21 protein-coding genes are annotated in these 22,092 nt (G+C 71.2%); 2 read left to right on the plus strand and 19 right to left on the minus strand.

What is annotated here, in order from left to right; all coding sequences use genetic code 11:
• Nucleotides 1-21: 21 nt before the first annotated feature.
• Complete coding sequence (locus ACIHFD_RS29425; protein WP_397369632.1) at nucleotides 22-963, plus strand: RNA polymerase sigma-70 factor; 942 nt, start codon at nucleotides 22-24, stop codon at nucleotides 961-963.
• Here ACIHFD_RS29425 and ACIHFD_RS29430 read toward each other — a convergent pair.
• The 11 genes from ACIHFD_RS29430 to ACIHFD_RS29480 all read right to left on the minus strand — a co-directional run bounded on the left by ACIHFD_RS29430 (nucleotide 927) and on the right by ACIHFD_RS29480 (nucleotide 14,053).
• Nucleotides 927-2,168: a low temperature requirement protein A gene (locus ACIHFD_RS29430; protein ID WP_397369633.1), complete on the minus strand. Its 1,242-nt coding sequence runs from the start codon at nucleotides 2,166-2,168 to the stop codon at nucleotides 927-929. The two genes, ACIHFD_RS29425 and ACIHFD_RS29430, sit on opposite strands and share 37 nt — an antisense overlap.
• 250 nt (nucleotides 2,169-2,418) lie before the next feature.
• Complete coding sequence (locus ACIHFD_RS29435; protein ID WP_397369634.1) at nucleotides 2,419-2,598, minus strand: hypothetical protein; 180 nt, start codon at nucleotides 2,596-2,598, stop codon at nucleotides 2,419-2,421.
• A 156-nt stretch (nucleotides 2,599-2,754) separates the two neighbouring features.
• Nucleotides 2,755-3,975, minus strand: coding sequence for an amidohydrolase family protein (locus ACIHFD_RS29440; protein ID WP_397369635.1), 1,221 nt, complete (start codon nucleotides 3,973-3,975; stop codon nucleotides 2,755-2,757).
• Between the two features lie 126 nt (nucleotides 3,976-4,101).
• Entirely contained in the window at nucleotides 4,102-6,990 is a 2,889-nt protein-coding gene (locus tag ACIHFD_RS29445; RefSeq protein WP_397369636.1) for a M36 family metallopeptidase, read from the minus strand.
• 235 nt (nucleotides 6,991-7,225) lie between these two features.
• Nucleotides 7,226-8,176: an ARPP-1 family domain-containing protein gene (locus tag ACIHFD_RS29450; protein WP_397369638.1), complete on the minus strand. Its 951-nt coding sequence runs from the start codon at nucleotides 8,174-8,176 to the stop codon at nucleotides 7,226-7,228.
• The gene (locus ACIHFD_RS29455) at nucleotides 8,173-9,501 is read right to left on the minus strand and encodes a hypothetical protein (RefSeq protein WP_397369639.1); all 1,329 of its coding nucleotides are present in this window, start codon (nucleotides 9,499-9,501) and stop codon (nucleotides 8,173-8,175) included. Before ACIHFD_RS29455 ends, ACIHFD_RS29450 begins: the two co-directional genes overlap by 4 nt.
• A 38-nt stretch (nucleotides 9,502-9,539) precedes the next feature.
• Nucleotides 9,540-10,556 carry a macro domain-containing protein gene (locus tag ACIHFD_RS29460; protein WP_397369640.1) on the minus strand — a complete coding sequence of 339 codons (1,017 nt, stop codon included), beginning with the start codon at nucleotides 10,554-10,556 and terminating at the stop codon, nucleotides 9,540-9,542.
• 460 nt (nucleotides 10,557-11,016) lie between these two features.
• Nucleotides 11,017-12,594 (minus strand): SMI1/KNR4 family protein, encoded by a 1,578-nt coding sequence (locus ACIHFD_RS29465; RefSeq protein WP_397369641.1) that lies wholly within the window; start codon nucleotides 12,592-12,594, stop codon nucleotides 11,017-11,019.
• A 170-nt stretch (nucleotides 12,595-12,764) separates the two neighbouring features.
• The gene (locus ACIHFD_RS29470) at nucleotides 12,765-12,908 is read right to left on the minus strand and encodes a hypothetical protein (RefSeq protein WP_397369642.1); all 144 of its coding nucleotides are present in this window, start codon (nucleotides 12,906-12,908) and stop codon (nucleotides 12,765-12,767) included.
• 18 nt (nucleotides 12,909-12,926) lie between these two features.
• Nucleotides 12,927-13,223 carry a hypothetical protein gene (locus ACIHFD_RS29475; RefSeq protein ID WP_397369643.1) on the minus strand — a complete coding sequence of 99 codons (297 nt, stop codon included), beginning with the start codon at nucleotides 13,221-13,223 and terminating at the stop codon, nucleotides 12,927-12,929.
• A gap of 287 nt (nucleotides 13,224-13,510) precedes the next feature.
• Nucleotides 13,511-14,053, minus strand: a complete 543-nt coding sequence (locus tag ACIHFD_RS29480; protein ID WP_397369644.1) for a helix-turn-helix domain-containing protein — start codon at nucleotides 14,051-14,053, stop codon at nucleotides 13,511-13,513.
• 108 nt (nucleotides 14,054-14,161) lie between these two features.
• Between ACIHFD_RS29480 and ACIHFD_RS29485 the strand changes: the two genes are divergently transcribed.
• Complete coding sequence (locus ACIHFD_RS29485) at nucleotides 14,162-15,400, plus strand: benzoate/H(+) symporter BenE family transporter (RefSeq protein WP_397369645.1); 1,239 nt, start codon at nucleotides 14,162-14,164, stop codon at nucleotides 15,398-15,400.
• A 347-nt stretch (nucleotides 15,401-15,747) separates the two neighbouring features.
• On the opposite strand, the gene ACIHFD_RS29490 is transcribed toward ACIHFD_RS29485, so the two are convergent.
• From ACIHFD_RS29490 to ACIHFD_RS29525, 8 genes are all read right to left on the minus strand, one after another.
• The gene (locus ACIHFD_RS29490; RefSeq protein WP_355201262.1) at nucleotides 15,748-16,251 is read right to left on the minus strand and encodes a hypothetical protein; all 504 of its coding nucleotides are present in this window, start codon (nucleotides 16,249-16,251) and stop codon (nucleotides 15,748-15,750) included.
• Nucleotides 16,252-16,397: 146 nt separating this feature from the next.
• On the minus strand, nucleotides 16,398-17,021 hold the full coding sequence (locus ACIHFD_RS29495; protein ID WP_397369646.1) for a DNA-binding response regulator: 624 nt from the start codon (nucleotides 17,019-17,021) through the stop codon (nucleotides 16,398-16,400).
• Nucleotides 17,018-18,148 carry a sensor histidine kinase gene (locus tag ACIHFD_RS29500; protein WP_397369647.1) on the minus strand — a complete coding sequence of 377 codons (1,131 nt, stop codon included), beginning with the start codon at nucleotides 18,146-18,148 and terminating at the stop codon, nucleotides 17,018-17,020. Before ACIHFD_RS29500 ends, ACIHFD_RS29495 begins: the two co-directional genes overlap by 4 nt.
• Nucleotides 18,149-18,217: 69 nt before the next feature.
• Nucleotides 18,218-18,856, minus strand: coding sequence for a response regulator transcription factor (locus ACIHFD_RS29505; protein ID WP_355201267.1), 639 nt, complete (start codon nucleotides 18,854-18,856; stop codon nucleotides 18,218-18,220).
• Nucleotides 18,853-20,046: a sensor histidine kinase gene (locus ACIHFD_RS29510; protein ID WP_397369648.1), complete on the minus strand. Its 1,194-nt coding sequence runs from the start codon at nucleotides 20,044-20,046 to the stop codon at nucleotides 18,853-18,855. The genes ACIHFD_RS29505 and ACIHFD_RS29510 overlap by 4 nt, the downstream gene beginning before the upstream one ends.
• Nucleotides 20,025-20,828 (minus strand): ABC transporter permease, encoded by an 804-nt coding sequence (locus ACIHFD_RS29515; RefSeq protein WP_397369649.1) that lies wholly within the window; start codon nucleotides 20,826-20,828, stop codon nucleotides 20,025-20,027. The genes ACIHFD_RS29510 and ACIHFD_RS29515 overlap by 22 nt, the downstream gene beginning before the upstream one ends.
• Nucleotides 20,825-21,742, minus strand: coding sequence for an ABC transporter ATP-binding protein (locus ACIHFD_RS29520; RefSeq protein ID WP_397369650.1), 918 nt, complete (start codon nucleotides 21,740-21,742; stop codon nucleotides 20,825-20,827). Before ACIHFD_RS29520 ends, ACIHFD_RS29515 begins: the two co-directional genes overlap by 4 nt.
• A complete protein-coding gene (locus ACIHFD_RS29525) occupies nucleotides 21,739-22,047 on the minus strand; it encodes a hypothetical protein (RefSeq protein ID WP_397369651.1) in 309 nt (102 codons plus the stop codon). The genes ACIHFD_RS29520 and ACIHFD_RS29525 overlap by 4 nt, the downstream gene beginning before the upstream one ends.
• Nucleotides 22,048-22,092 lie beyond the last annotated feature (45 nt).

Raw genomic sequence — 22,092 nt, forward strand, 5'->3', positions numbered from 1 at the left:
TGCTCGAGGGGTAGGCGGTAGGTGGCAGTCGAGGGGCAGGGGGAGATGGCGGTGGCCGATCTGGAGCAGGCGGCGGCGGTGTTCGCCGGGGTGCGACCACGCCTGTTCGGGATCGCGTACCGGATGCTGGCCAGCGTCACCGAAGCCGAAGACCTGGTCCAGGACGTCTGGCTGCGCTGGCAGGCCTACGACCGCGCCACGGTCGACGACCCCGCCGCGTTCCTGGCCACCACGACCACCCGGCTGGCGATCAACGCCACCCAGTCCGCCCGCGTCCGCCGCGAAACCTACCTCGGCCCCTGGCTGCCCGAACCCGTCGACACCGCCGCCGACCCCTACCTCGGCGCCGAACGCGCCGAAGCCCTGGAGTTCGCCGTCCTGCTCCTCCTGGAACGCCTCTCCCCCACCGAACGCGCCGCCTACGTGCTACGCGAGGCGTTCGACTACCCCTACCGGCAGATCGCCGACATCCTCGAACTCAACGAACCCGCCGTACGCCAGCTCGTCAGCAGAGCCCGCAAACGCGTCCTCATCGCCCGCCGCACCCCCGTCACCCAAGCCGAACAACGCCGACTCCTCACCGCCTTCGTCGCCGCCGCCCGCTCCGGCGACATGACCGCACTCGAAGAGCTCCTCGCCGCCGACGTGATCAGCTACTCCGACGGCGGCGGCGCCGTCCGCGCCTCCCGCTTCCCCGTGGTGGGCGCGGAGCGGGTGGCGAAGTACGTGAGGGCGTTCGCGAACCGGTTCTGGGCCGGGGTCGAGGTGGCCTGGGCGAGCACGAACGGCCAGACCTCAGCGCTGCTGAGCCGCGACGGACAGGTGTTCACGGTCCTCACCGTCAACGCCTCGGACCAGGGCATCGACCAGGTGCTGTGGATGATGAACCCCGCCAAGCTCACCGCCATGTCCACCGCCGCCGAAGGTCACGACTCGCCGGAGGTGGACAGCAGCGGGCCCTGACGACGCCTCCCGGCGGCCGCGGTCGTGATCGAGACGGCGACCAGCAGCACGCAGAGGGCCGTGATCGCCGCGACCACGGCGGCCACCCCGATCCAGGGCGCCGCGAGCGGCAGCAGCAGGACGGCGGCGACGCAGCTCAGGACCGCGGCGGGATAGATGACGGGCTCGGCGGCGACCAGCGCGTGCGCGGTCCACAGCAGAGCGAGATACACACCGACCGGGATGGCGACCGCGTAGCCGAGTGCCTGCGGCGACGCCACGACCGCGTGCCCGCTCTGCTCCACCGCCACCTCCAGCCCCGCGCCGAGGGCCGCCAGCGCCGCGAAGATGCCGTAGTGGCCGTACCCCCACAGGTACGAGCGATGCCGGCGGTCACTGAGCCCCTCCCCCGCCTCGATGAGGAAGTACAGCCACCAGAGCGCGAACAGCAGCACGAGCCCGCAACCGGCGATGACGACTAAGGCCCCCCTGATCTGGCCCGCTTCGAGCGCTCCCTCGACTCCCCTGCTCGCGGCCAGCACGCTCTCACCGAGCAGAATGATCGTGAACAGGCCGTAGCGCTCGGCGATGTGGTGCGGGTGCCAGGTGGTGGGCCTGGCCCGTTCCGCCCACCGCGGCACCGAGAGTTCCAGTACGTCCAGGAAGACAAGGACCAGCAGTCCGACGAAGGAGGGCAGCAGGCCCAGCTCCGCGAACAGGTAGCGCAGCGCCCAGCCCGCCGTCATGAGGCTGATCCCGGCGGCGTAGCGCAGCGCGGTGCGCCGGCCGGCCGGGTCTTCGAGACCGGCTCGCAGCCATTGGGCGACGAGCCCGATCCTCATGATGACGTAGCCGAGGGTGATGATGCCGTAGTCGGAGTGACTGAACGCGGCGGGCACGCCGGCGGCGAGGGTCAGCACGCCGGCCATCTGCACCATCGTCAGCAGCCGGTAGGCGACATCGTCGGTGTCGTAGGACGAGGCGAACCAGGTGAAGTTCATCCACGCCCACCAGATCGCGAAGAACACCTGGAGGAACGGGACCAGTGCGGCGAGGCCGTGACCGTCGGCGAGGTTGTGCGCGAGCTGGGCGGTGACGGCGGCGACCGCGACCACGAAGGTGAGGTCGAACAGCAGCTCGAGCTGGCTCGAAGCGCGGTGCGGCTCGTCGATGGGGCGGGCGCTCATCCGGACCCGCAGGCGGATGGTGGTGCCGGTTGGTGGCAAGGTCTCGCTCCTGTCGCTGCGCAACGTCCGGTCCGTCTGTAAGACAGGGCGGCGGCCCGGTCTGTGACAACTCGGCACCGAAAGCTGTCACAGATCGCAAGGGTGTCTTGTCCGAGCCGGCGGCCCGCTCAACTGGTCAGAAGCGTTGCTGACCGTCCTTGAGATTCACCTGAAGCCCGATTTCCTCGGCCGCGGCCGGCACCACCTGCAGGAGTCTGGGGAAGCGGGTCTGCAGATCCTGCGCGCAAGCTTACGAAGCAGCGGTGCCTTCCTGGCGGGTACGGGTCAGCCCGGCGTCGCGCAGCGCCCGTTGATGGTGGCCAGGCGTCGACTTGGCCACCACCGCCTGCGACTCGCCCCACCCGCGCTCACGGCCGTCGGCCGACACTCGCACCAGGCCGACCCGGATCGGATCACTGAGCGCGGCCATCACCTCGGTCAGGCCGATCTCGCCCAGCCGGCAAGCATCGTGAGGCCGACATGGGTAACGACCGATCGAACAATTACGCGGTCAATCGACCGGGCTGGTCCTTTTGGCAGGGTGGGTGTCAGTCGGCCCACCGCCTCGTCGGGCAACGGGCGGGTGTCAGGCGGCCCGCCTACGTCGTACGCCGCCTCGCCACACCTCCTCGATGGCCCGGGACGCCGTGATGTCCGTGGTCGGGTCGCCGTCGACGAGCAGCAGGTCCGCCCGGAGGCCAGGGGCGATGCGGCCCCGGTCCGTCAGGCCGAAGAGGCGGGCCGTGGTGCCGGTGGCCGCCGCGAGCGCCTGCTCCGCCGTCCAGCCCGCCTCCGTCAGCAGGAGCAGCTCGTGGTGCAGGCCCGCCCCGTGCACCGGCCCGAACGGGGTGCAGTCCGTGCCCGCCAGCACCGGCACCCCCGCCCGTCGCAGGGCCGCGGCCGCGTGCGAGGCGTTGATGACGCCCTGGGAGTGCATGGGGATGTCCGCCCATTCCCGGCCGAACGTGGCCTTCGAGCGGTCCGACATGCGCGCGGCGATCCGCGGGTCGCGCAGCAGTTCCCGGCCGTTCGGGTCGCCGGTGACGGCCTCGATGTAGGTGATCGTGCTGATCACGAACGCGTCATACGCGGCGATCCTGGCCGCCATCTCCTCGGCCTGCTCCTCATTCACGTCGGAGTACAGGTGCGCCAGCCCGTCGGCGCCCGCGTCCAGGGCGATGAGTGCCTCCCTGGCGGTGACCGTGTGCGCGATGACCCGCAGGCCGGCGGCGTGCCCGGCCTCGACCAGGACGGCGGCGAGCTCGGGGCTGAGGGCGGGCAGCCGCATCCCGGACGACCCGCCGTCGTCGATGGCGATCTTGAGGTAGTCGACGCCCTCGGCCAGCCGCGCCTCCACGAACGCCTTGGCCTCGCCCGAGTCGGCCACCGTGTCGAGGGTGCGGTCCGTGCCGAGGGCCTTGAGCACGTCCGCGGTCATGATCTGGGTCGGGTGCCCGTTCGGGGCGGTGGCGATCATGCTGGAGCTGCGGATGTCGGCCACGTCGTCGCGTTCGGCGGCCTGGCGGCGCTGGGCGGCGAGGAGCGGCGGCAGGTTGTTCATGTCGAGCTCGGTGGTGACGCCGAACGTCAGCGCCTCGGCCAGGTCGCCCTCGAAGGCGTGCGCGTGCGCGTCGATCAGGCCCGGCAGCAGGGTCTTCCCGGCGCCGTCGATCACGGCGTCCACGTGGCCGGCGACCTCGCCGCCGATGGCGACCGCGCCGATGCGGTCGCCGTCGATCACCACGTCGGCCGCCGGCACGGTCCGCTCGCCGTCGAAGACCCGGACACCACGGATCAGGGTACGCATACTTCTCCCCCAGATAATTCGATATCTAACTAGATCTGCCTCGAATAGTACGACCTCGAACTACCAGAGAGCAAGCACGCGAACGGCCCGCGCCCAAGAGGACGCGGGCCGTACGGAATCACGACCTCAGTGCGAGAACGCCTGGAACTCGGCCGCCCTCACCTGCTCCCGCTGCGGGCTGGCCGTGGCGCAGTCCGTCGCGGAGTTCGGATCCTGGTCCTGCTCACCGGCGTACAGCGGATTGCCGGTGCACTGCGTGCTGAGCACCCGGAACATCAGATGCGTGGCACTCGTGGCCCGCACGTCGAACGACTTGAAGATCATGTCGGCGCCCCGGGGACGCGGCAGCCCCGACTTGAAGGCGTCCGAGGGCCTGGTGTAGATCTTCGTGAAGTTCGCCGGGTCGGTGCAGCCCGAACCGCAGGCCAGCACCTCGAACGAGCGCACGCTGGAGAAGCGGTTCTGCCCGCCCGGGTCGGCCGCGTCGTTGACGTTGGGCCGCAGCATCGCGCTCACCTGCACGCGGCGGACCTTGACCGGCGCGTCGCCCGCCAGGTCCACCACGACCGACTTGCCGGCGGGCGCGCCGGTGAGCGAGGCCCAGTTCGTGGCCTCGGTCTCGTCGATCAGCTTGGCCTGGTTGACGCCGTCGCCCGTGGCCGTCGCGCCGCCCGCCGCCGAGGCGAGGTTGCGGGTCAGCGGCAGCGGGAGCGGCAACTGCACGCCGCCCACCACCACGAACTTCAGCCGCGTGTGCCCGAACCCGTTGCCCGCCACGATGAACGAGTACACGCCGGGTGTCATCTCCACCGTGTCGCCCAGCGGCGTCGCCGGGTCGGTGTCGGCGACCGGGACCGCGCGGCCCTCGTAGTCGCCCACGTACAGCCGCAGCGCCGCGCCCTTCGCCTCACCCAGCGGCTTGAGCTGCAGCGAGCCGTTCTTGCCCGCGGGGTTGACGAAGCTCGGCGTCGGGTCGGCGTCGTTCGGCCCGGTGCTGGCCGCGCCCTTGCCCAGGCCGTGCTCGGCGAACGCGCGCCACATGATGTCCTGGTTCTTGCCGCCGAACCGCATCGCGTCGGCCGCCAGCAGCGCGTCGCGGTGGTCGACGTAGCTGACCGCGCCCGAGGCCATCAGCAGCAGGGCGTCGAACGACAGCTGCGCCCAGCGCCGGTTGCCCGGGCACCGCTCGACCGGCGTCTGCCCGTCCGCGCAGGCCCGCTGCTGCCTGGCCGTGCCGTCGCCGTACCGCTTGACGAACGCCGCGCGCACGTCGAACTGGGTCGCCGACCAGATCTCGCCGTCCGCGTGCACCTGCTGGCCGACGATGTCGTACGCGACGTCGCTGTAGTTCAGCGGCGACTTGGACATGTCGTAGTTCCTGATGCCGCGTTCCTTGTCCCCGGTCACGTAGCCGCCGGTCACGTACGGGGTCAGGCCCGAGGGGCGGAAGCCGTACTCGAAGAGGTGCTCCATCGCGAACAGGTCGGAGGTGCTCTCGTTCATGGCCCCGGCCTGGGCGCCGCTCCAGCCGGCGTTCGGGCCGCCGATCATGCGGCCGGAGATCGCGTGCGTGTATTCGTGGCCGATAACCGACATGTCGTAGTCGCCGTCCACGCAGGGCGAGTAGAACGAGCCGGCGATCGGCTGCCACAGGTACATGTTCGTGATCGGCGCGAGCCCGTCAGGGCCGGTGATCTGGTTGGCGTTGTCGCGCACGGACAGCACCCGCGCGCCGGCCTGCGCGTTCCCCTGCTCGGCGTCGCCGCCGAGGCCGCCGCGAGCGCCGTTGTCCGCCTGCATGTTCCAGGCCGTCTCGGTGAAGCCGAGCCGATACGACCAGTCGTGCATCCTGTTGTGCATCGCGTTCAGGTTGGCGATGGCGGCTTCCAGGTCGGCCTCGCCGGCCTGGTCGAACGCCGCCGGGTCACACTTGGACTCGTGCCAGGTGTTCTTCCACGGGAAGAGGTAGTTCCTGCTCGGGGTGAGCACGTTCGTGCGGGTCCCGACGGAGAACGGGTCGCCGTTCGCCCGGTTCTCGGTCGTCTTGGTCGCGTTGCCGGCGCTGGTGTTCGTCGAGGTGTCCGTGGTGTGGTCGACGTCCCACGCCTTGCCGGTCGCCGGGTCGCCGCCGGTCACGTAGTCGCAGCCGGGGCCCGCCGCGAAGCACCAGGTCTGGCGGGTGTCGCGGGAGGAGTAGTCGTCGCGCGGGTTGGCCGGGAAGGCCTTCCAGCGCGGGTTCTCGGGGTCGAAGTGGTCGACCAGGTTCTCCCGTACGAGGATGGCGCCGCTGACGGCGTCCACGTGCGTCGTGTACCCCGCCGCCTCGCCGCTCGAGCCGCCGATCAGGACCACCTGGTACGCGCTGTGCACCCCGTCGGGAGCGGGCACCGCCACCGGCGTGGCCTGCTTGGTGGCCGCCGTGGCCAGGTCGATGCCGCCGTCCCTGGCCGCGATCTCCAGCGCCTGCTGCGCGGTGATCGTCGCGGCCGGCGGCGCCTCCGTCTCGCGGGACAGCGAGGAGGTGACGTGCCTGATCTGGCCGTTCACCACGCCGATCGCGACGAGGCCGTCCACGCCGGCCGGCAGGTCGCCGAAGCGCTGGCGCAGCAGTACGGCGTGACCCGCGCCGACGGGGTTGACCGCGACCCGCTCCAGCGCGTCCACCGCCTGCGCGGACAGGCCGAAGACGGTGGGGTTGTTCTTGAGGTACGTGCGGGCGGCCTGCTCGGGATCGGACCCGAGTCCTTCGGCCAGCGGTTCGGCGCTGGTGACGGCCGCGGGGGTGCCGAGAGCGTTCCAGCGGATCTCGGCCGCCGTCCCGGCGCTGCGGGCGTTCAGTCCGGCGGGCGGGGCGACCCTGCCCTGCCGGTTGTCCACGTCCGGCTTGCCGTGCTCTTCGGCCTGGAAGTCATGGATGGGGGCCTGCCCGCCGGGTTCGCCCCGGGCGGGCCCTGCGAGGGGTAGTGCCGACACGGCGAGCGCGACGGCGACGAGTGCACTGCGTAACCAGGACAACGGTTCCCTCCTGCGTCTCAGGGATGCGCGGATTGCACGCATCCCGCAAGAGGTAACACCGCGTCCGGGGGCTGGCAAGATCTCGGTGCGGGACCGGTGGCCGGCGCCTCGGCGGACCATAGAGCCGTTCTCAAAACGACGCCCTTACATGGCATGAGGGGTTGAGCCCGCCGTGCCCGGCGCAGTTCCCGCACTGATCATTCAACCTGTCGTCGTGGACCCGCCGCAACCGGATTTACCGGCTCGCGAACAGCGACGCGTACACCGGCCGCCCGTGCTCGGTGACCACCTGACCGGCCAGCCCGTCGCCGGTCACGGTGGACAGCCGCAGGTCGAGGTAGCGCTCCTCCTCGACCATGCGCGCGTCACCGGCCGGCGCGGGCAGCCAGGAGGCCACCTCTGCCTGACGGGCGGCCCGGTCGCGCGCCAGCTCCGCGCGCAGCTCGGCCAGGCTGCCCGCCTCGTACGGCTCCGCGTGGGCCTGCTCGGGCTCGGCCCGCCAGGCGGCGACCCCGTACGCGAAGCAGACCAGCGCCATCCACATCTCGGCGAAGTACACCGGATCGGGCGCCAGCTCCAGCCCCGCGAACCTGTCACCCACGAAGAACAGCGCGCCGAGCTGCCCCGGCAGCAGTTCCAGCCGGCTCTGGAACTGGGTCAGCGTCGCCCGCTTGCGCGACAGGATCTGCTCCAGGTGCCCGCGCGACGGCAGCCCGCACGCGGCGTTGAGCTCGGAGATGTCCGGCCACAGCTTGGCGTAGTCGTGGTGCCCGCGCAGCTCCAGCGCCCTGGCCCGCAGCTCCACCGGCAGCACGAAGAACCACTGGTCGCGGCCCTCCAGGTAACCGCCCTGGCCGGCCTGGACGCAGCAGGCGTCGTCGAACCGCCTCGTCTGCCCGGCGCCCATCAGCGCCGCGGAGCACAGGGCGTGGTTCTGGGCGGCGTCCTGGATGTAGCCGATGTGCAGCGGCACGATCGCCACGCCCTCGCGGGCGCCGTTGAGCAGCTCGACCCGGCCGTACCCGACGACCCGCTCGAGTTTCAGCCCGGAACGGGGCGGCACGATGCCGGGCCGCTCGGGGCCCCAGATCGGCACCATGGTCAGCGCCCCGGCGCGCTGCGGCGCGCCCGCGCGGTAGCCGCGCAGGTCGAGCGGCGCGGGCAGGAGCGTCTCGAGTGCGGTCATGTCCGTCCTCCTTCCAGACGGCTCAGCATGGCCGTACGGATCCAGTCACGGCCGGGCGCGCAGTGGCCGAACAGCCACGGCAGCAGCCCGGCGAAGTCGTCCTGATGCCAGAACGGCCGGCGCGGCAGCAGCGGCGCCGGGTCGCGCAGGGTCAGGTCGTCGCCGGCGGTGAACGTGGCCTGGCAGAGCACCACCGGAGTGGTGACGCCCGCGCGGGGCAGCGTGGCCGCCACCCTGGCCAGGTCGCCCGGCAGGACGTTCTCGTAGCCGTCGGTCACGATCACCACCAGGTCGGGGCGGGTGTCCAGGGCGTCGAGCAGCCGGGTCGCCAGGTCGGTCGCGCCATCGACGGTCTCGCCCGCCGTGAGGCGCTCGCGGACCTCGGGGGGCTCGGGGGCCTCACCCGTCTCGACCACCGTGAGGCGCTCACAGACCTCGGCCAGGACCAGCCTCAGCGCCGCGGCCTGCGACATGACCGCCCACTCGCGATCGCCGTACCCGCGCATGGAGCCCGACGTGTCGAGCACCACGGCCACGTGGCCGGCCAGGCGCGGCAGCCCGCGCGTCGCCTCGGCCACGTAGCCCGCCAGCGCGGGCCGCAGCTCGGCGGCCGGCCCACCCCGGTAGAGGTGCACCAGCGTCGCGGCGATGTCGCCCCGGTTGGTCGGCGTCACGATCGGCGGGCGCTCCCCGACCTGGTCGAGCGGCGCCGGCGGCTCCTGCGGGGCCTCCGCGCCGTACGTGCCGGGCGCGTAGAGCGCGCGCACCCGCCCGATCGCCGCAGCCGGGTCGGAGGTGAAGCGCAGCAGGCTCCTGCGCAGCCGGCCGGAGCCGGTGTCGCCCTCCGCGATCAGGCGGGCACACCCGCGCGCGGTCGCCTTGCCGAGCGCGTGCTCGAAGCAGTCGACCAGCGCCGGCCGGCGCGCCTCGATGAGCGCGTCGGCCTCCGGGTGCTCCAGGACGAACGCGACGACGGCCCGCGTGGCGTGCTTGTGGTTGACGCGCAGCCGCCGCAGCGCCAGAAGCGCGGTGACGGCGTACGCCGGCGGCAGGCCGAACATGAGCGCCCTCGTGACCTTGCCCAGGGTCGCGCGGGTGCGCTCGTCCAGGCCGTCCTGCGAGGCGGCCAGCGTGCACAGCAGCACGCGGGCCCGCTGCCAGGGGAGCACACCGGGCACCAGCGCCAGCAGCGCGTATCCCTCGGGGTCGCTCAGCCGGGCACTGCGGTGGAGCTCCGCGTCGTCCCAGGCCAGATCGCCGCCCCTGGACAGGACCAAAGGGGCGTCGTGCGTCCTGAAATGCTGGAGAAGAGTCGGGGTGTCCACGAGATCGAGATTAAGGAATCCGGCCCGCCGGGCGACACCTATTTTTGGCGGGTACGTTTCTTCCCGGCCGGAGAGATATGCGCGCCGGCGTCAAGTGCTTTTTCGCAGACCGCCAATTCCGCGTCGGTGTAGGCCAGCAAATAGACGGTTTCGACGTGCCGGGGACGGCCGTCGGTCAGGTGGGCGACAATGGCCGTCAGCATGCTCTGGACCGTGGACTCGACGTCGGCCGCCGCCTCACCGGTCCCGAAGATGGGAAACACGATAGAACCGGCCCGCCGCCCGCCGTCGGCGATCTCCTCGGCCCGCAGGAACACGTTGCGCACGCACGTACCCAGATTGTCCACCCGGCGGTACCCGACGCCGGCGGCCCCGTGGACGGCGGCGGCGTGCACGATGCCCATGACGCCGTTGCGCTCGGCGAGCTGGTGCGCCCCGGTCACGATGGCGGTCCCGGGCTCCACGGGCACGTTGGCGCCCACCCGCCGGCCGAGCTCGTCGGCCACGCAGTCCTCGACCACCCGCTCGGTCAGGGGATCGCGCCGCGCGCCCTCGTACCGGATGACGGCAGAGATCGACCGCTCGTGGAACCTGGACATCTGCATGTCGGTGTTCTCGGAGTTCACCCAGACGTCCACGTCCTTGACGTTGCGCAGGTCGCCGGTGATCAGCACGAGCCGCCGGGAGGGCCGGCCGTGGACCGTGTATTCGTACGTGCGCGTCTCCTCGATGGGCTGCGGCTGCCGCATTTTCGCGTGCGTGTCGATCTGCTCGCGCAGCACGCGGATCTCCTTCCGGTATTCGTCGGCCCGGCCCGCGGTGCGCAGGGAACGCAGCCCGTACCACCAGATGAACGCCCACAGCCCGACGGCGCCCGTCATGGTGGCACCCTTGATCTCGGCGGAGAATTGGCTCTGCGGGAAGAATGAGAACAGGAGCGTGACGGGAAAGAGGGCGAGCAGGGTCCAGGAGATCATGTGCACCCGCTCGTTTCCACCGTCCGGCGCGCGCCACTGCCAGGCGAAGGCACCGAGACCGAGAACGAGACTGAACACCGCCGTAAGCAGAACAACGGGATCGGCCTTCATTCGCTCTCCCATCCGAAAAAAACGGGACGCGATTATCAGGCTAATACGTCAGCGAACTTGACGGGGTAGGTGGGCCGAGAACCACCCACCCGTTGCACGACTCGATGGTGGGCCTACTGACACCCACCCCGACCACAAAGGACCTCGCTCTGCCCGGACTGTCCTTCCAGCGGTGCGCCTGACGGCGCCATCGAACCCACCCGTTGACCTCCGAAGCGGTGCGCCGCCTGATGCCCACCCCGAACCGGATGCCTTGCGAGCCAGGTCGGCCGATGGCACGTCGTTTATTTGCCAACCGGGTGTAGCTGTGCCAGTACGGCTGCACGCCGCCGATCACGCTGCCGGTCGGGGCGGTCGTGCAGGTGGTGTCGCCTTGTCGCCTGGGCCGACCAGCGCTCGCAGCAGGACGATGAAATCGTCGTCGCCGTCAGAACCACATCATGGGCCCATCATCTGACGGATTCAGCGCGGTGAGTGACCAGGCCAGCCTGCTCGTCAGGTCGGCGATCACCAGCTCGGTCAGGGTGCCGGGGAAGGTGTGCCGGTCGAATTCGACGTCCCAGACCATCGTCCACCGGTCGGGGTCCGGATCGCGGGTGTCCCACCAGATGGTCTCGCGGCCTTCGGTGTTCGCGCACCACAGCAGCCCTCCCGGTGCGGGATGCACGGCCATCGCCTCGTCTTCCTCCCAGTCGAGATATTCGACCTGCTCTTCGTGCTGCTGCTGGAGGTCCTCCGGATGTCCGATCGTGATGCCGTTGATCCCGATCGCCCCGTACGCCTCGAACAGCCGCTTGTAGTCGCTCGGGAGCCGCAATCCGAGTGACCGCTCGATTACGGGCCAGTCGTAGGTGTGGCCACCGGTCCGCGGCTCTCCGATGATCGTCGCCAACTGCGCCAGCACGTCTCGCGGTGCCTCCCCGGCAGGCGTGGCGGAAGGGGCGGGATCGATACCCGGCGGGACCAGCATGCGCGGACGCGACACCGCCGACAGCGACAGCACCGACAGATCCAGCCGCCCGTCCAGCCACCGGTCGAGAAACCCTGTGGCGCTGTACGGCAGCCGTAGCCATCCCAGGCCGTCGGCATCGACCAGCACCACCGGCCACTCGGTCGGCTCGCCGCTGACAGGGAGCCACCAGCATGTCTCACCTCCGTCGAACACACCCCACAACCGCAAGCCGCCGGGCTCGGGCGCGATCGGTGACGGGACCACCCGCTCGCCCGTCGCCCGCCGCGAACGCAACCGCTCGCTCACCACGGCCTCCTCCGCATTGAGGTCGAAGCCCTCCGGCGCCCCCGGAGCGAGCAGCCGCAGCACGCCGGCCAGCCGCCCCACGCCGTGCTCGCCGACCAGCGCGGCATAGTCCTCGGGCACCCCCGTGATCGCCTCGACCCTCGCCGCCTGCGCGGCGACTTCGAGAGCGAGCGGCACTCCCGGGAAGGAGGCCCTCTCCGGCACGTCCGTCAGCACGAGTGGGGCGAATTTCCAGGCGTACGGAGGCGACATCGCGGGCAGCGCTTCCCCTAGGTGCAGGCTGCCGCTCACCCTTGCGGCGAGCACCTCCGTCATGGATGCGTCCACCAGCTGCCACGTCTCATCCCGCCAACGCTGGGTGAAGACCCTGGTCGGCCAGTTGTTCGGGTCCGCGGACACTGAGGTGTCCCAGAAGGAGTACTCGCTTCCGCGCGACTCACCCCATACCAGGAGTCCACTGGGTTCGGGATGAAAGGCGAACGGGTGAGTCGGCGGATCACCGGCGCGGATGCTGCGTTGGAGCCCCTGCCGCTGGTCGAGTTGGCGGAAATAGCCGCCGAGCTCGGAGTGATGGGGCATTACGACCCAGATCCACTCTCCGACCAGCACGGGTCCGTACCGCTCTGCGAACTGTTTGTAGTCGTCGGGAAGCCGGAGTCCGAGCCACCGTTCAATGCCGGGCCAGTCGATGGGAAAGGCGGCAGGGGGCGGCGGGCCGATGACGGCGGCCAGGGCGGCGAGATCCATGCCTGGATTGTGCTGCACCGTCCTCGGTCGGGGTGGCGAGAGGAGGACCTTGAGAGATCGATAAGTGAGCTCGGCGAGGCTGCCGGCACATCGTGAATCGCCGGGGCCGGACGGCCTATACCAGGAGGAACATTATGAGGACGATCACGGCTCGGGTCGCGGGGGATCTTCTATGCCAGCACCGACCTGCGGGCCGCCAAGTCGGTCGAGGCGGTCTCCAACATCTCCGTCAGCGAGTTCGTCTGCCAGTACGGCCGGTCCTCCGACGTCCGGCGCTGCAGCCCCGACGTCGACAGCGTCTCGGTGACCTGCACGTTCTGCGCCGCCGACTACTACGACGAGGCGCTCGGCAACTCCGTGTGGCTGGCGCCATGACCTCGGCGATCACCTGGTTCCGCCAGAGCCCTCGCGGGGCCCACCGGCCACGAGGGCTCCGGCATGGCGTCGGGCAGGCCGAACTGCTGGAGCTTGGCGTGGACCACCTCGGCGCGCTGGTGTTCGAGCTGGTCGAGGATGTCGAACGCGTCCTGCCACGCGCGGCGGGCGGCATCGAGATCTCCGGCGTCATGGTGGGCGTCGCCGAGCGAGTAGAGCGCCCCCGCCTTCGAAGGTCCTGGCCCCGAGCTCACGGAACAGTCCCAGCGCCCGCTCGTTGCACGTGACGGCCTGGACGAAGCGGCCGAGGCGGCGGTGGATGTAGCCGAGACTGTCACAGGTCGTTGCCTGCCCCTGACGGTCGGCGATCTCCTCGGGGCCTGGTGGCAAGGGACGAGAGCCTGCTGAACCTCGCCCAGGTGGGTGCGGTGCCAGCCGATGGCGTGTTGAGCCCGGCGGCCTCAAGCAGATCAGCACTCATGATTGTCGGGCTTTCGGGGCGCGTTCCTTGGTGGCCGCCGTGCGGCGTGGATTCGGTGGCTCAGGCCTGTCGGGGGGAGCGGATCAGTAGGGTGGCCAGTGCTTCCTCTGGGCCGACGGTGCTGTAGATGTGTGGGACGTCGGCCTGCCAGGAGATGTGCTCGCCTGCCGCAGCCAGCAGGGGGGCGTCGGCCGGGCCGGCGCGCAGCACGCCCGCGTAGACCGTGACGTGTTCGGTCACACCGGGGGCGTGGGGTGGCGAGTGTTGCACGATGCCGGGGCGGACGCGCATGCGCAGCAACTCGAACGTTGCGGTCGGCTCCTCGAAGACCTCCAGCAGTGTGGCCGTTACGGCGGCGCCGGGCACGTGGACGGCCTCTGTGGGCGGTGCGCCGGGCTCCAGAACCAGGGCCGTCAACGGTACGCCCAAGGCTCCTGCCACCGCGTAGAGCGTCTCCAGCGTCGGGTTGCGGGTGCCCAGTTCCAGGCCGGACAGAGTGGCCTTGCCGATGCCGGCGCTGCGGGCCAGCGCCGACAGGGAGATGCCACGGGCCTCCCGCAATCGCCGCAGCCGGCTCCCGATATCCGTCTCACGGCCGTCCACCCGGCAATCCTTGCATTCCGCCGCCGGGCTTGTCCCGCGGTGGCCACGTGGTTATGGTTCGTTCCGTAAACGGAACGATCGGGAGTCTGGCAACACTAAGGGGTGGGCGTGCGGGTGCAGGCCGTCATGGCGGGGCTGGTCAGCGCGGTGGTCGGCTACGCCAGTTCGTTCACCGTCGTGCTCGCCGGGCTGCGCGCCGTCGGGGCGACGCCGGGGCAGGCCGCGTCCGGGCTGCTCGCCCTCTGCTGCGGCGTCGGGGCGGCGGCGATCTTCCTCGGGCTGCGATACCGCATGCCGATCAGCATCGCCTGGTCGACCCCCGGCGCGGCGCTGCTGGTGGCGACCGGTCCCGTGCCCGGCGGTTTCCCGGCTGCGGTGGGCGCGTTCATCGTCTGCGCCGGGCTCATCGTCCTGGCCGGCCTGTCGCCCTGGCCGGCCCGGGCGATCGCCGCCATCCCGCGTCCGATCGCCGGTGCCATGCTGGCGGGCGTCATCCTCAGCCTGTGCACCGCACCTGTCCGTGCCGTCGTCGACGTCCCGCTCTTGGCCGTGCCCGTGGTCCTGACCTGGGCGGTGTTACAGCGGTATCTGCGGCAGTGGGCGGTTCCGGGTGCGCTGGTCGTGGCGGTCATCGCCATCGCGGTGCACGGGCCCGGCAACGGCCTGTCCAGCGCGGCGCTGCGGCCCGCGGTCGAGTTGACCACCCCGACACTGAACCCGTCCGTAGTGGTGAGCATCGCCATCCCGCTGTTTCTCGTCACCATGGCCGCGCAGAACGTCCCCGGTATGGCGGTCATGGCGACGTACGGGTACGTGCCGCCCCTGCGTCCGGTCCTCGTCGCGACCGGCCTGGCGAGCGCGGCGGCGGCGCCGTTCGGCGGTCACGCCGTCAACCTGGCCGCGATCACCGCAGCGCTGACCGCCGGCCCGGACACCCACCCTGACCCCGGCCGCCGGTGGATCGCGACGGTGGCCCTCGGCGCCGGGCAGCTGACGCTCGGCCTCGGCGCCGGCCTGGCCATGGCTCTGGTGCTGCTGTCCCCACCCGTGCTGGTCACCGCGGTGGCCGGCCTCGCGTTGCTGTCGGCGCTCGGCTCGTCGCTGGCCGGCGCGGCGACCGAGCCGGAGGGACGGGAGGCCGCGGTGGTCACTTTCGTGGTCACAGCGTCGGGGATGACGATCCTGAGCATCGGCGCGGCGTTCTGGGGCCTGGTCGCGGGCGGCCTCACCGCACTCCTGCTGCACAGGCGACCACCGTTGGAACAGCAATCGCCATCCACCGTTCAAACCGGGGCGGAACGTCCCGAGAGCCGGGTGGCTGGTATGCCGGCCGATCGGCCGTCGTAGCCGTTGACCCGGACGTGACCGTCTCGACAGGCGTCGGACGCGATCGAACGAGTCCTGGTGAGCCGCACCGACCAGATCCAGCCGTCCACCCGCGCACTCAGCTGCTCACCTGTCATCCCGGCACTGTCCTGAGAGCGCCAGGGCGAAGGCTTATGAGAGGCTGCGGCACCCGCTTCAGGAGTTTGGTGAGCGCTCCAATGCCGTTTGAATAGCGATCTTGCTGGTAGCTTCGCTCGGTGATCTTGCCGGGTGACGCAGGCGGTTCGGGCCCTGGTGCCAGGGGCACCAGGGCCGATGCCGAGCCCGCAACGGTACTCAACGTCTCCCTGACGTGTCTCCGGGTCAGATCACCAGGGCGTCGTGCAGACCGCCCGGCTGCCGGGGACTCCCGCCGGGGCGCCGCAGGCGCGGAACTTCAGGTTCGGGTCGCTCGACGTGCGCGCGGCCGGCGTTATGACGATCTCGCCGTCCCAGCGCGCCTCGAACGGCCCGCAGTACCCCCACGTCCTGCCGCCGTCGGTGGTCACGTCCAGCGTGACCCAGTCGCCCTTCTTGGCCCCGGAGAGCTGGGCCCAGCCGTGCTGGATGCCCTGGATGTAGCCGGACATGACGTTGAACTGGGGACGCCCGTTGGCGCCGCCCCACCGCACCATCCGTACGGACTGCGGATTGTTGCCGGTGTAGTGCCACCAGCCGCCGCAGTCGATCGGCCCTGCCGCCGCCCGCGCCCCCGTCGCCGCCGCCGTCGTCCCCGTGGTCGTCGCCGCCCCCGCCGCGGCCGGGGCGGTCAGGAGCGCCCCTGTGACGACGGCCGCCGAAGCCACGACCAGGCCGAGTTGCCTTCCACGCATGTGTCTTTCCCTCCGTGTCGAACCGGGCCCCCTTACACGGACACGTTAGGAAACGGACCTGTCGTGGCGCTGTCGTGGCGTTGTCGTCGCGCTTTCGCCGGGCCCGGCGGTCCCCGGGATCGGGGTGCCGGACGAGCGAGGGCCGGTCAGGTGTGGCGGAGGCCTTCGATCCAGCCTGATTCGGCGGCGATGCGGACGGCGTCGGTCCTGTTGCGGGCGCCGGTCTTGGTGATGGCGCTGGAGATGTAGTTGCGGACCGTCGCGGCCGACAGGTGGAGTTCGGCGGCGATCTCGCCGGTGCTGGCGCCCGAACCGACCAGGCCGAGCACGGCCACCTCCCGCTCGGTGAGCGGGGTCACCGTGGCGCTCATCGCGGCCAGGGCCAGGGAGGCGTCGATCACCCGCTCGCCCTGGGAGACCCGGCGGATGCTCTCGGCCAGCCGCTCCGTGGGGGCGTCCTTGAGCAGGAATCCGCTCGCTCCCGCTTCCATCGCCCGCTTCAGCAGCCCGGCGCTGGCGAGGCCGGTGAGGATGAGCACGCGGCAGTCCGGCATCGCCGGTCGGAGACGGCGGGTGGCCTCGACGCCGTCGACGCCCGGCATCTCGATGTCGATGACGGCCACATCCGGGTTGCAGGCGAGAGCGCGCGGGACGACCTTGTCGCCTCGGTCGGCCTCGGCCACGACCTGGATGTCGCCCGTGAGGTTCAGCAGGGCTGTCAGGGCTCCCCTGACGACGCCGTGGTCCTCTGCGAGCAGGACGCGAATCACCGGTGACCACTCTCCCGATCGTGTACGGCGGGCAGGCACACCCGCACCTGGAACACGCCTTCCCCGGTGGCGCCCGCCTCCAGGGATCCGCCCAGTTTCTCCACCCGCCGGCGCAGCCCGGCTAGCCCCGAACCGGGTTGATGGCCCGTTTCGCGGCGAGTGCCGTCGTTGCGCACCAGCAGTTGAACGCGTCCGTCGACCTCGTCCAGCTCGATCAGGCAGTGCCGGGCGTCGCTGTGCCTGACGATGTTCGTGGCCGCCTCGCGTACTGTCCAGCCGAGCACGCCGCCGGTCTCCTTGTCGATCTCCTTGAAGCCCAGGCGCAGGTCGCAGCTCGCGCCGGTGAGCTCGATCAGCGCGGCGGCCGCCGTCAGCTCCGCGCCCAGGTCGAGCGAGCGTTTGGCCTCCACGACGTCGCCGATCTCCGCGCGCGCCTCGCCGGCGATGGCGATCGTCCCCTCCAGCTCGGCGGCGGCCTGCCTGCGGTCCACGTCGACCAGGGCCAGGGCCAGCTCCGTCTTCAGGGTGATCGACGCCAGCGTCTGGCCGAGCAGGTCGTGCAGCTGCCCCGCCAGCCGCAGCCGGTCCTGGTCCACGGCCATCTCGGCCAGCGCGACCCGCAGCTCGCGCAGCTCCCGGACGAACCTCGCGTAGTGCACGATGCCCGCGGCGACCACCGAGGCGACGAGCACTCCGGCGCTCCGCTGCGCCGCGGAGGATGCCACGGGGGCCCACTCGACGAGCGTCAGCGGGTACTCGGCGGCGGCCACCACCAGGAGCACGATGACGCCGTACCGGAAGGGCAGCAGGAGCAGCCCGGCGGTGGCGACGACGAGCGGCGTGTAGATCCACACCGATCCCTGGAACGGGATCGCCCCGTAGACGACGACAGCGAACAGCAGGAAAGTCCGCGCCCGGTGCGGCCCCTGGCTCGTGCCCGCGATGTGCCGGGCGACGATCCTGGCGTACACCACGAGCAGCCCTCCGAGCAGCACGAGCGCCATCAGGGCCCGGCCCGGATCGCCGTCGAGCAGGAAGGCGAGCGGGGTGAGCCCCCACAGCGCCCCGGTGACCGCGACGACGGCCGTCGTCAACCACCTGACCTGCGCCTCGCTGTCCTGGGCCACCGGCGGACTCCCACATGTCCGGATGCATCATGATTTCGTACTGATCGTGACCCCTTCCTGGCCCGCGAATCAACTACCGGCGGCCGCCGATCCCTCGTTCAGCCACCCGTTCGCCCGCGCGATGCGCACGGCGTCCTCGTCGCTGCGGGCGCCCGTCTTCAGGCGGGCGGCGGCGAGGTAGTTCCTGATCGTGTGGATCGACAGTCCCAAGGTGCTCCGCAGGTCGCTGCCCCGCCCACCGGCCGCGACGGCCGACAGCACGGCGATCTCCCGCGTGGTCAGCGGATTGGTGTCGATCTCCTGCTCGCCGCCGTCGGCGGCCACGTCGAAGTCGATGTAACGTTCGCCCCTGGCCACCACCCGGATGGCGTCGGTGAGCCGGTGGGCGGGCGCGTCCTTGACCAGGAAGCCGCGCACCCCCGCGGCCATGGCCCGCTCGAAGTTACCGGGCGTGCCGACACTGGTGAGAATGAGCACCGGGGGCGGCTGTTCCAGCTCCTTGATCAGGCCCGCCGCCTCCAGGCCGTCGATGCCCGGCAGCCCGATGTCCAGCAGCGCCACGTCCGGCTTGGAGCCGACGACGGCGGGCACGATCTCGTCGCCCCTGGACACCTCCTCGACCACGCGGATGTCCCGCTCCTCCGACAGGAGGGCGATCAGGGCACCTCTGATGAGGTCGTGGTCCTCCGCGATCAGAACTTTGATCATCTCCGGTCTCCTGTAGCAGAGGTGAGTGCGGCCGCCGGGAGGCGGCCAGGAACGTCCAGCGACAGCGTGAACCAGCCGTCTTCGGTGTGCCGTCCGCAGCTCCCGCCCACCTGCGCGAGCCGCTCGTCGAGCCCGGCCAGGCCACTCCCGCCCACGGTCGCCTCGGCGTCCGCCGCTCCGGCGGCGATCGAGTCGCTGTCCGGGCGCACGCCGTCGTTGGCGACGGTCACCGTGATGCGGTCGCCGTCGGTCTCGACCCCGAGCAGGCAGACCGTGGCGTCGCTGTGGCGCAGCAGGTTGGTGGCCGCCTCGCGCACCGCCCAGGCCAGCGCCACGCGGACCTCCGGCGGCAGCGAGGGCGGCAGTTCGGCGAAGTCGCATCGGACGCCGGCGGTCTCCAGCACCCGGCGCACCCCGCTCAGCTCCCTCTCCAGCGACATCTCGCGGTAGCCCTTGACCACCGCCCGCACGTCGTGCAGCGAGCGACTGGCGATGTCGTGGATCTCCGTCAGCTCGCGGCGCAGCCGCCCGATCTCCTCGGGCGGGATCCGTGTGCCCAGCTCGGTCCGCATGGCGATGACCGAGAGGTTGTGCCCCAGCACGTCGTGCAGCTCACGGGCGAACCTGAGCCGCTCCTCGGTGATGGCGAGCTTGGCGGCCTCCTCTCGGGTGCGCTGCAACTCGGCGAGCAAGGTCGCGAAGATGGTCAGGCCCGCGAGCGCGCCGGCCGTGAGCAGGTTCTGCAGGGAACCGAAGAGCACCCAGCTCAGGTCCTGCGAGGCCGGCAGGACCAGGCCGGCGGCCAGCGAGGCGAAGAACCCCAGCGCCGCCCACCGGCCCCGCAGCGTGACCGCGAACGCGAGCGGAAGCATGAACCCGACGCTCAGCCAGGTGGGCCCGGCGGCGAACGGCACGGCGAGGGCCGGTACGCACATCACCGCCAGCACCGCGGGATCCCACCGCGAACCCCGGTCGAGCACGGCCCGCACCGCCAGCCACAGGTAGCAGCCGGTGAGGCCGATGATGAGGACGACCGCGGTCACGACCCGGACGGAGGAGTAGACGCCGAGCGCCTCCGCGAGCGGCACGGCGGCGAAGGCCGCCATGCCGACGAGGAAGACCCCGGCCGTGGCGCGGGCCAGCCGTACGGTGCCCGGCCCGACGCCCCTCAGCCTCTGCGAGGCTCCCACTTGAACCACCTTCTCGCGGCGAGCAATGAGAGGACGAGCCAGGCGGCCAGGACGAGCCACCCCGGCCACATGACCAGGAAGCCCTCCAGGATCCCCACCTTGGGGGGCACGCTGGCCCCGGCGTGTCCCACGTAGTCCCGCCCGAGATAGGCGGTGCTGACCCCCTCGGCCACCCGTCCGAACGGGAGGAAGGAGGACACGATCCGCAACCAGCCGGGGAACGCCGAGACGGGGTAGGCGAACCCGGACAGGCCGATGGCGAGCAGCAGGAACGGCAGGCTCACCACGACCGTGGAGCCCTGCGCGGGAATCCTGCCGCTCACCGCGACGGCCATCGCGGCGAACACCGCGAGCCCGAGGAGCACCGTGACCACCAGCAGGGCGGGATTGGCCGGCAGCTCGACACCGTGCATCACCCTGGCCAGGCCGACGATCAGCACGAGCTGCAGCAGACCGATCGACAGCACGGTGAGGATCTCCCCGCCGAAGATGGCGAGGTCGGGCAGCTCCGTCCCGCGCAGCCGCTTGAGTATCAGCAGTTGCCGCCGCACGACGAAGGACTCCACCAGGGTCATGAAACCCAGGTTGGCGATGCCCATCACGATGACGCCGGTCATGATGCCGACATCGACCGGCGCCCCGTCCCTGGTCCCGCCCGGCAGCATCAGCGGCATCAGCCCGCCGAACACGACGGGGAAGAACAGGGCGACGCCGACCGACACCGGCGTGCGCCAGAACAGCGTCTGGGTCAGCCGGAAGTGCGCGAGCGTGTAGGCGGTCACGTCCTGGCCTCCTCCCCGCGCGCGCCGGCGATGTCGAGGAAGACCTCTTCGAGCGTCGCCTGTCGGACGTCCAGACCGCTGAGCCGTACGCCACGAACATGCGCCCACCCGAGCACGGAGTGCGCCACCGACTCGGGCTCGGCGGTGAGGATCACGCACCGCCGCCCGGTCACGGTGAGCGCGTCCTGCTCGCCCACCGGCAGCCCGTCGAGGGCGGTGTCCTCGGGCAGCTCGAAGGCGACCCGGCCCGAGCCCCGGCCCAGCACCTCCGCCATCGTGCCCTGGGTGACGATCCCGCCCTTGTCCATGATGGCCACCCGGCCGGCGAGCTCCTGGGCCTCCTCCAGGTAGTGCGTGGTGAGCAGCACCGTCATCCCGCCGGCCGCGAGATCCCTGACCAGGTCCCGGACCCGGTGGCGGGCCTCGGGGTCGAGCCCCGTGGTCGGTTCGTCGAGGAACAGCAGGTCGGGGCTTCCGAGCGTGGCCAGCGCGATGTCGAGCTTGCGCCGCTCGCCGCCGGACATCCGCTTGACCCGGGTCCGGGCCTGGCCGGACAGCCCCACCAGCTCCAGCGCCTCGGCCACGGGTCTGGCGCCGGTGGTGAACCGGCTCCAGGCGGCCACCGTCTCGGCCGCCGACAGGTCGCCGAACAGGCCGGACTCCTGCAGCACCAGGCCGATCCTGGCGCGCGGGGCGCGGTGCCCCGCCGGGTCCTCGCCGAACACCCGTACCGTGCCCTCGGTGGGCCTGAGGTAGCCCTCCAGGATCTCGATCGTGGTGGTCTTGCCCGCGCCGTTCGTGCCGAGGAGGGCGAACACCTCCCCCTCGCGTACGTCGAAGGAGATGCCGTCCACGGCCGTGAACTGCCCGTAGCGTTTACGAAGTCCGGAGACCTCGATCACCGTCTCGCTCACTGCGTGTCGCCGAAGCAGACCGAATTGCACAGGGCGGTGCCGATCGAGCTGGCCGTGCCGTCCGTCGTGAACGCGACAGAGCCGCCGGCCGACTCCAACTCGGAGATGTCGAACTCGCCCTCCGGCTGGGGCGGCAACGGCGGCGTGGGCACCCCCTCGGGGTAGACGATGCCGTACTGGCTCAGCAGGGGCCTGGGGTCGCCGTCATAGCGGCCCCGCAGCCCGCCGTCCTGCCACGCCGCCGCCACCAGCCGGGCGAACTTCCTGCGGTCCTCGTCCCCGAAGACGTACATGCTCTCAGCCATCAGAGGTCTCCTTGTCTGTGTGGATTCCGGGCAGAGCGCGATCGC

The organism is Nonomuraea sp. NPDC051941 (assembly GCF_044593615.1).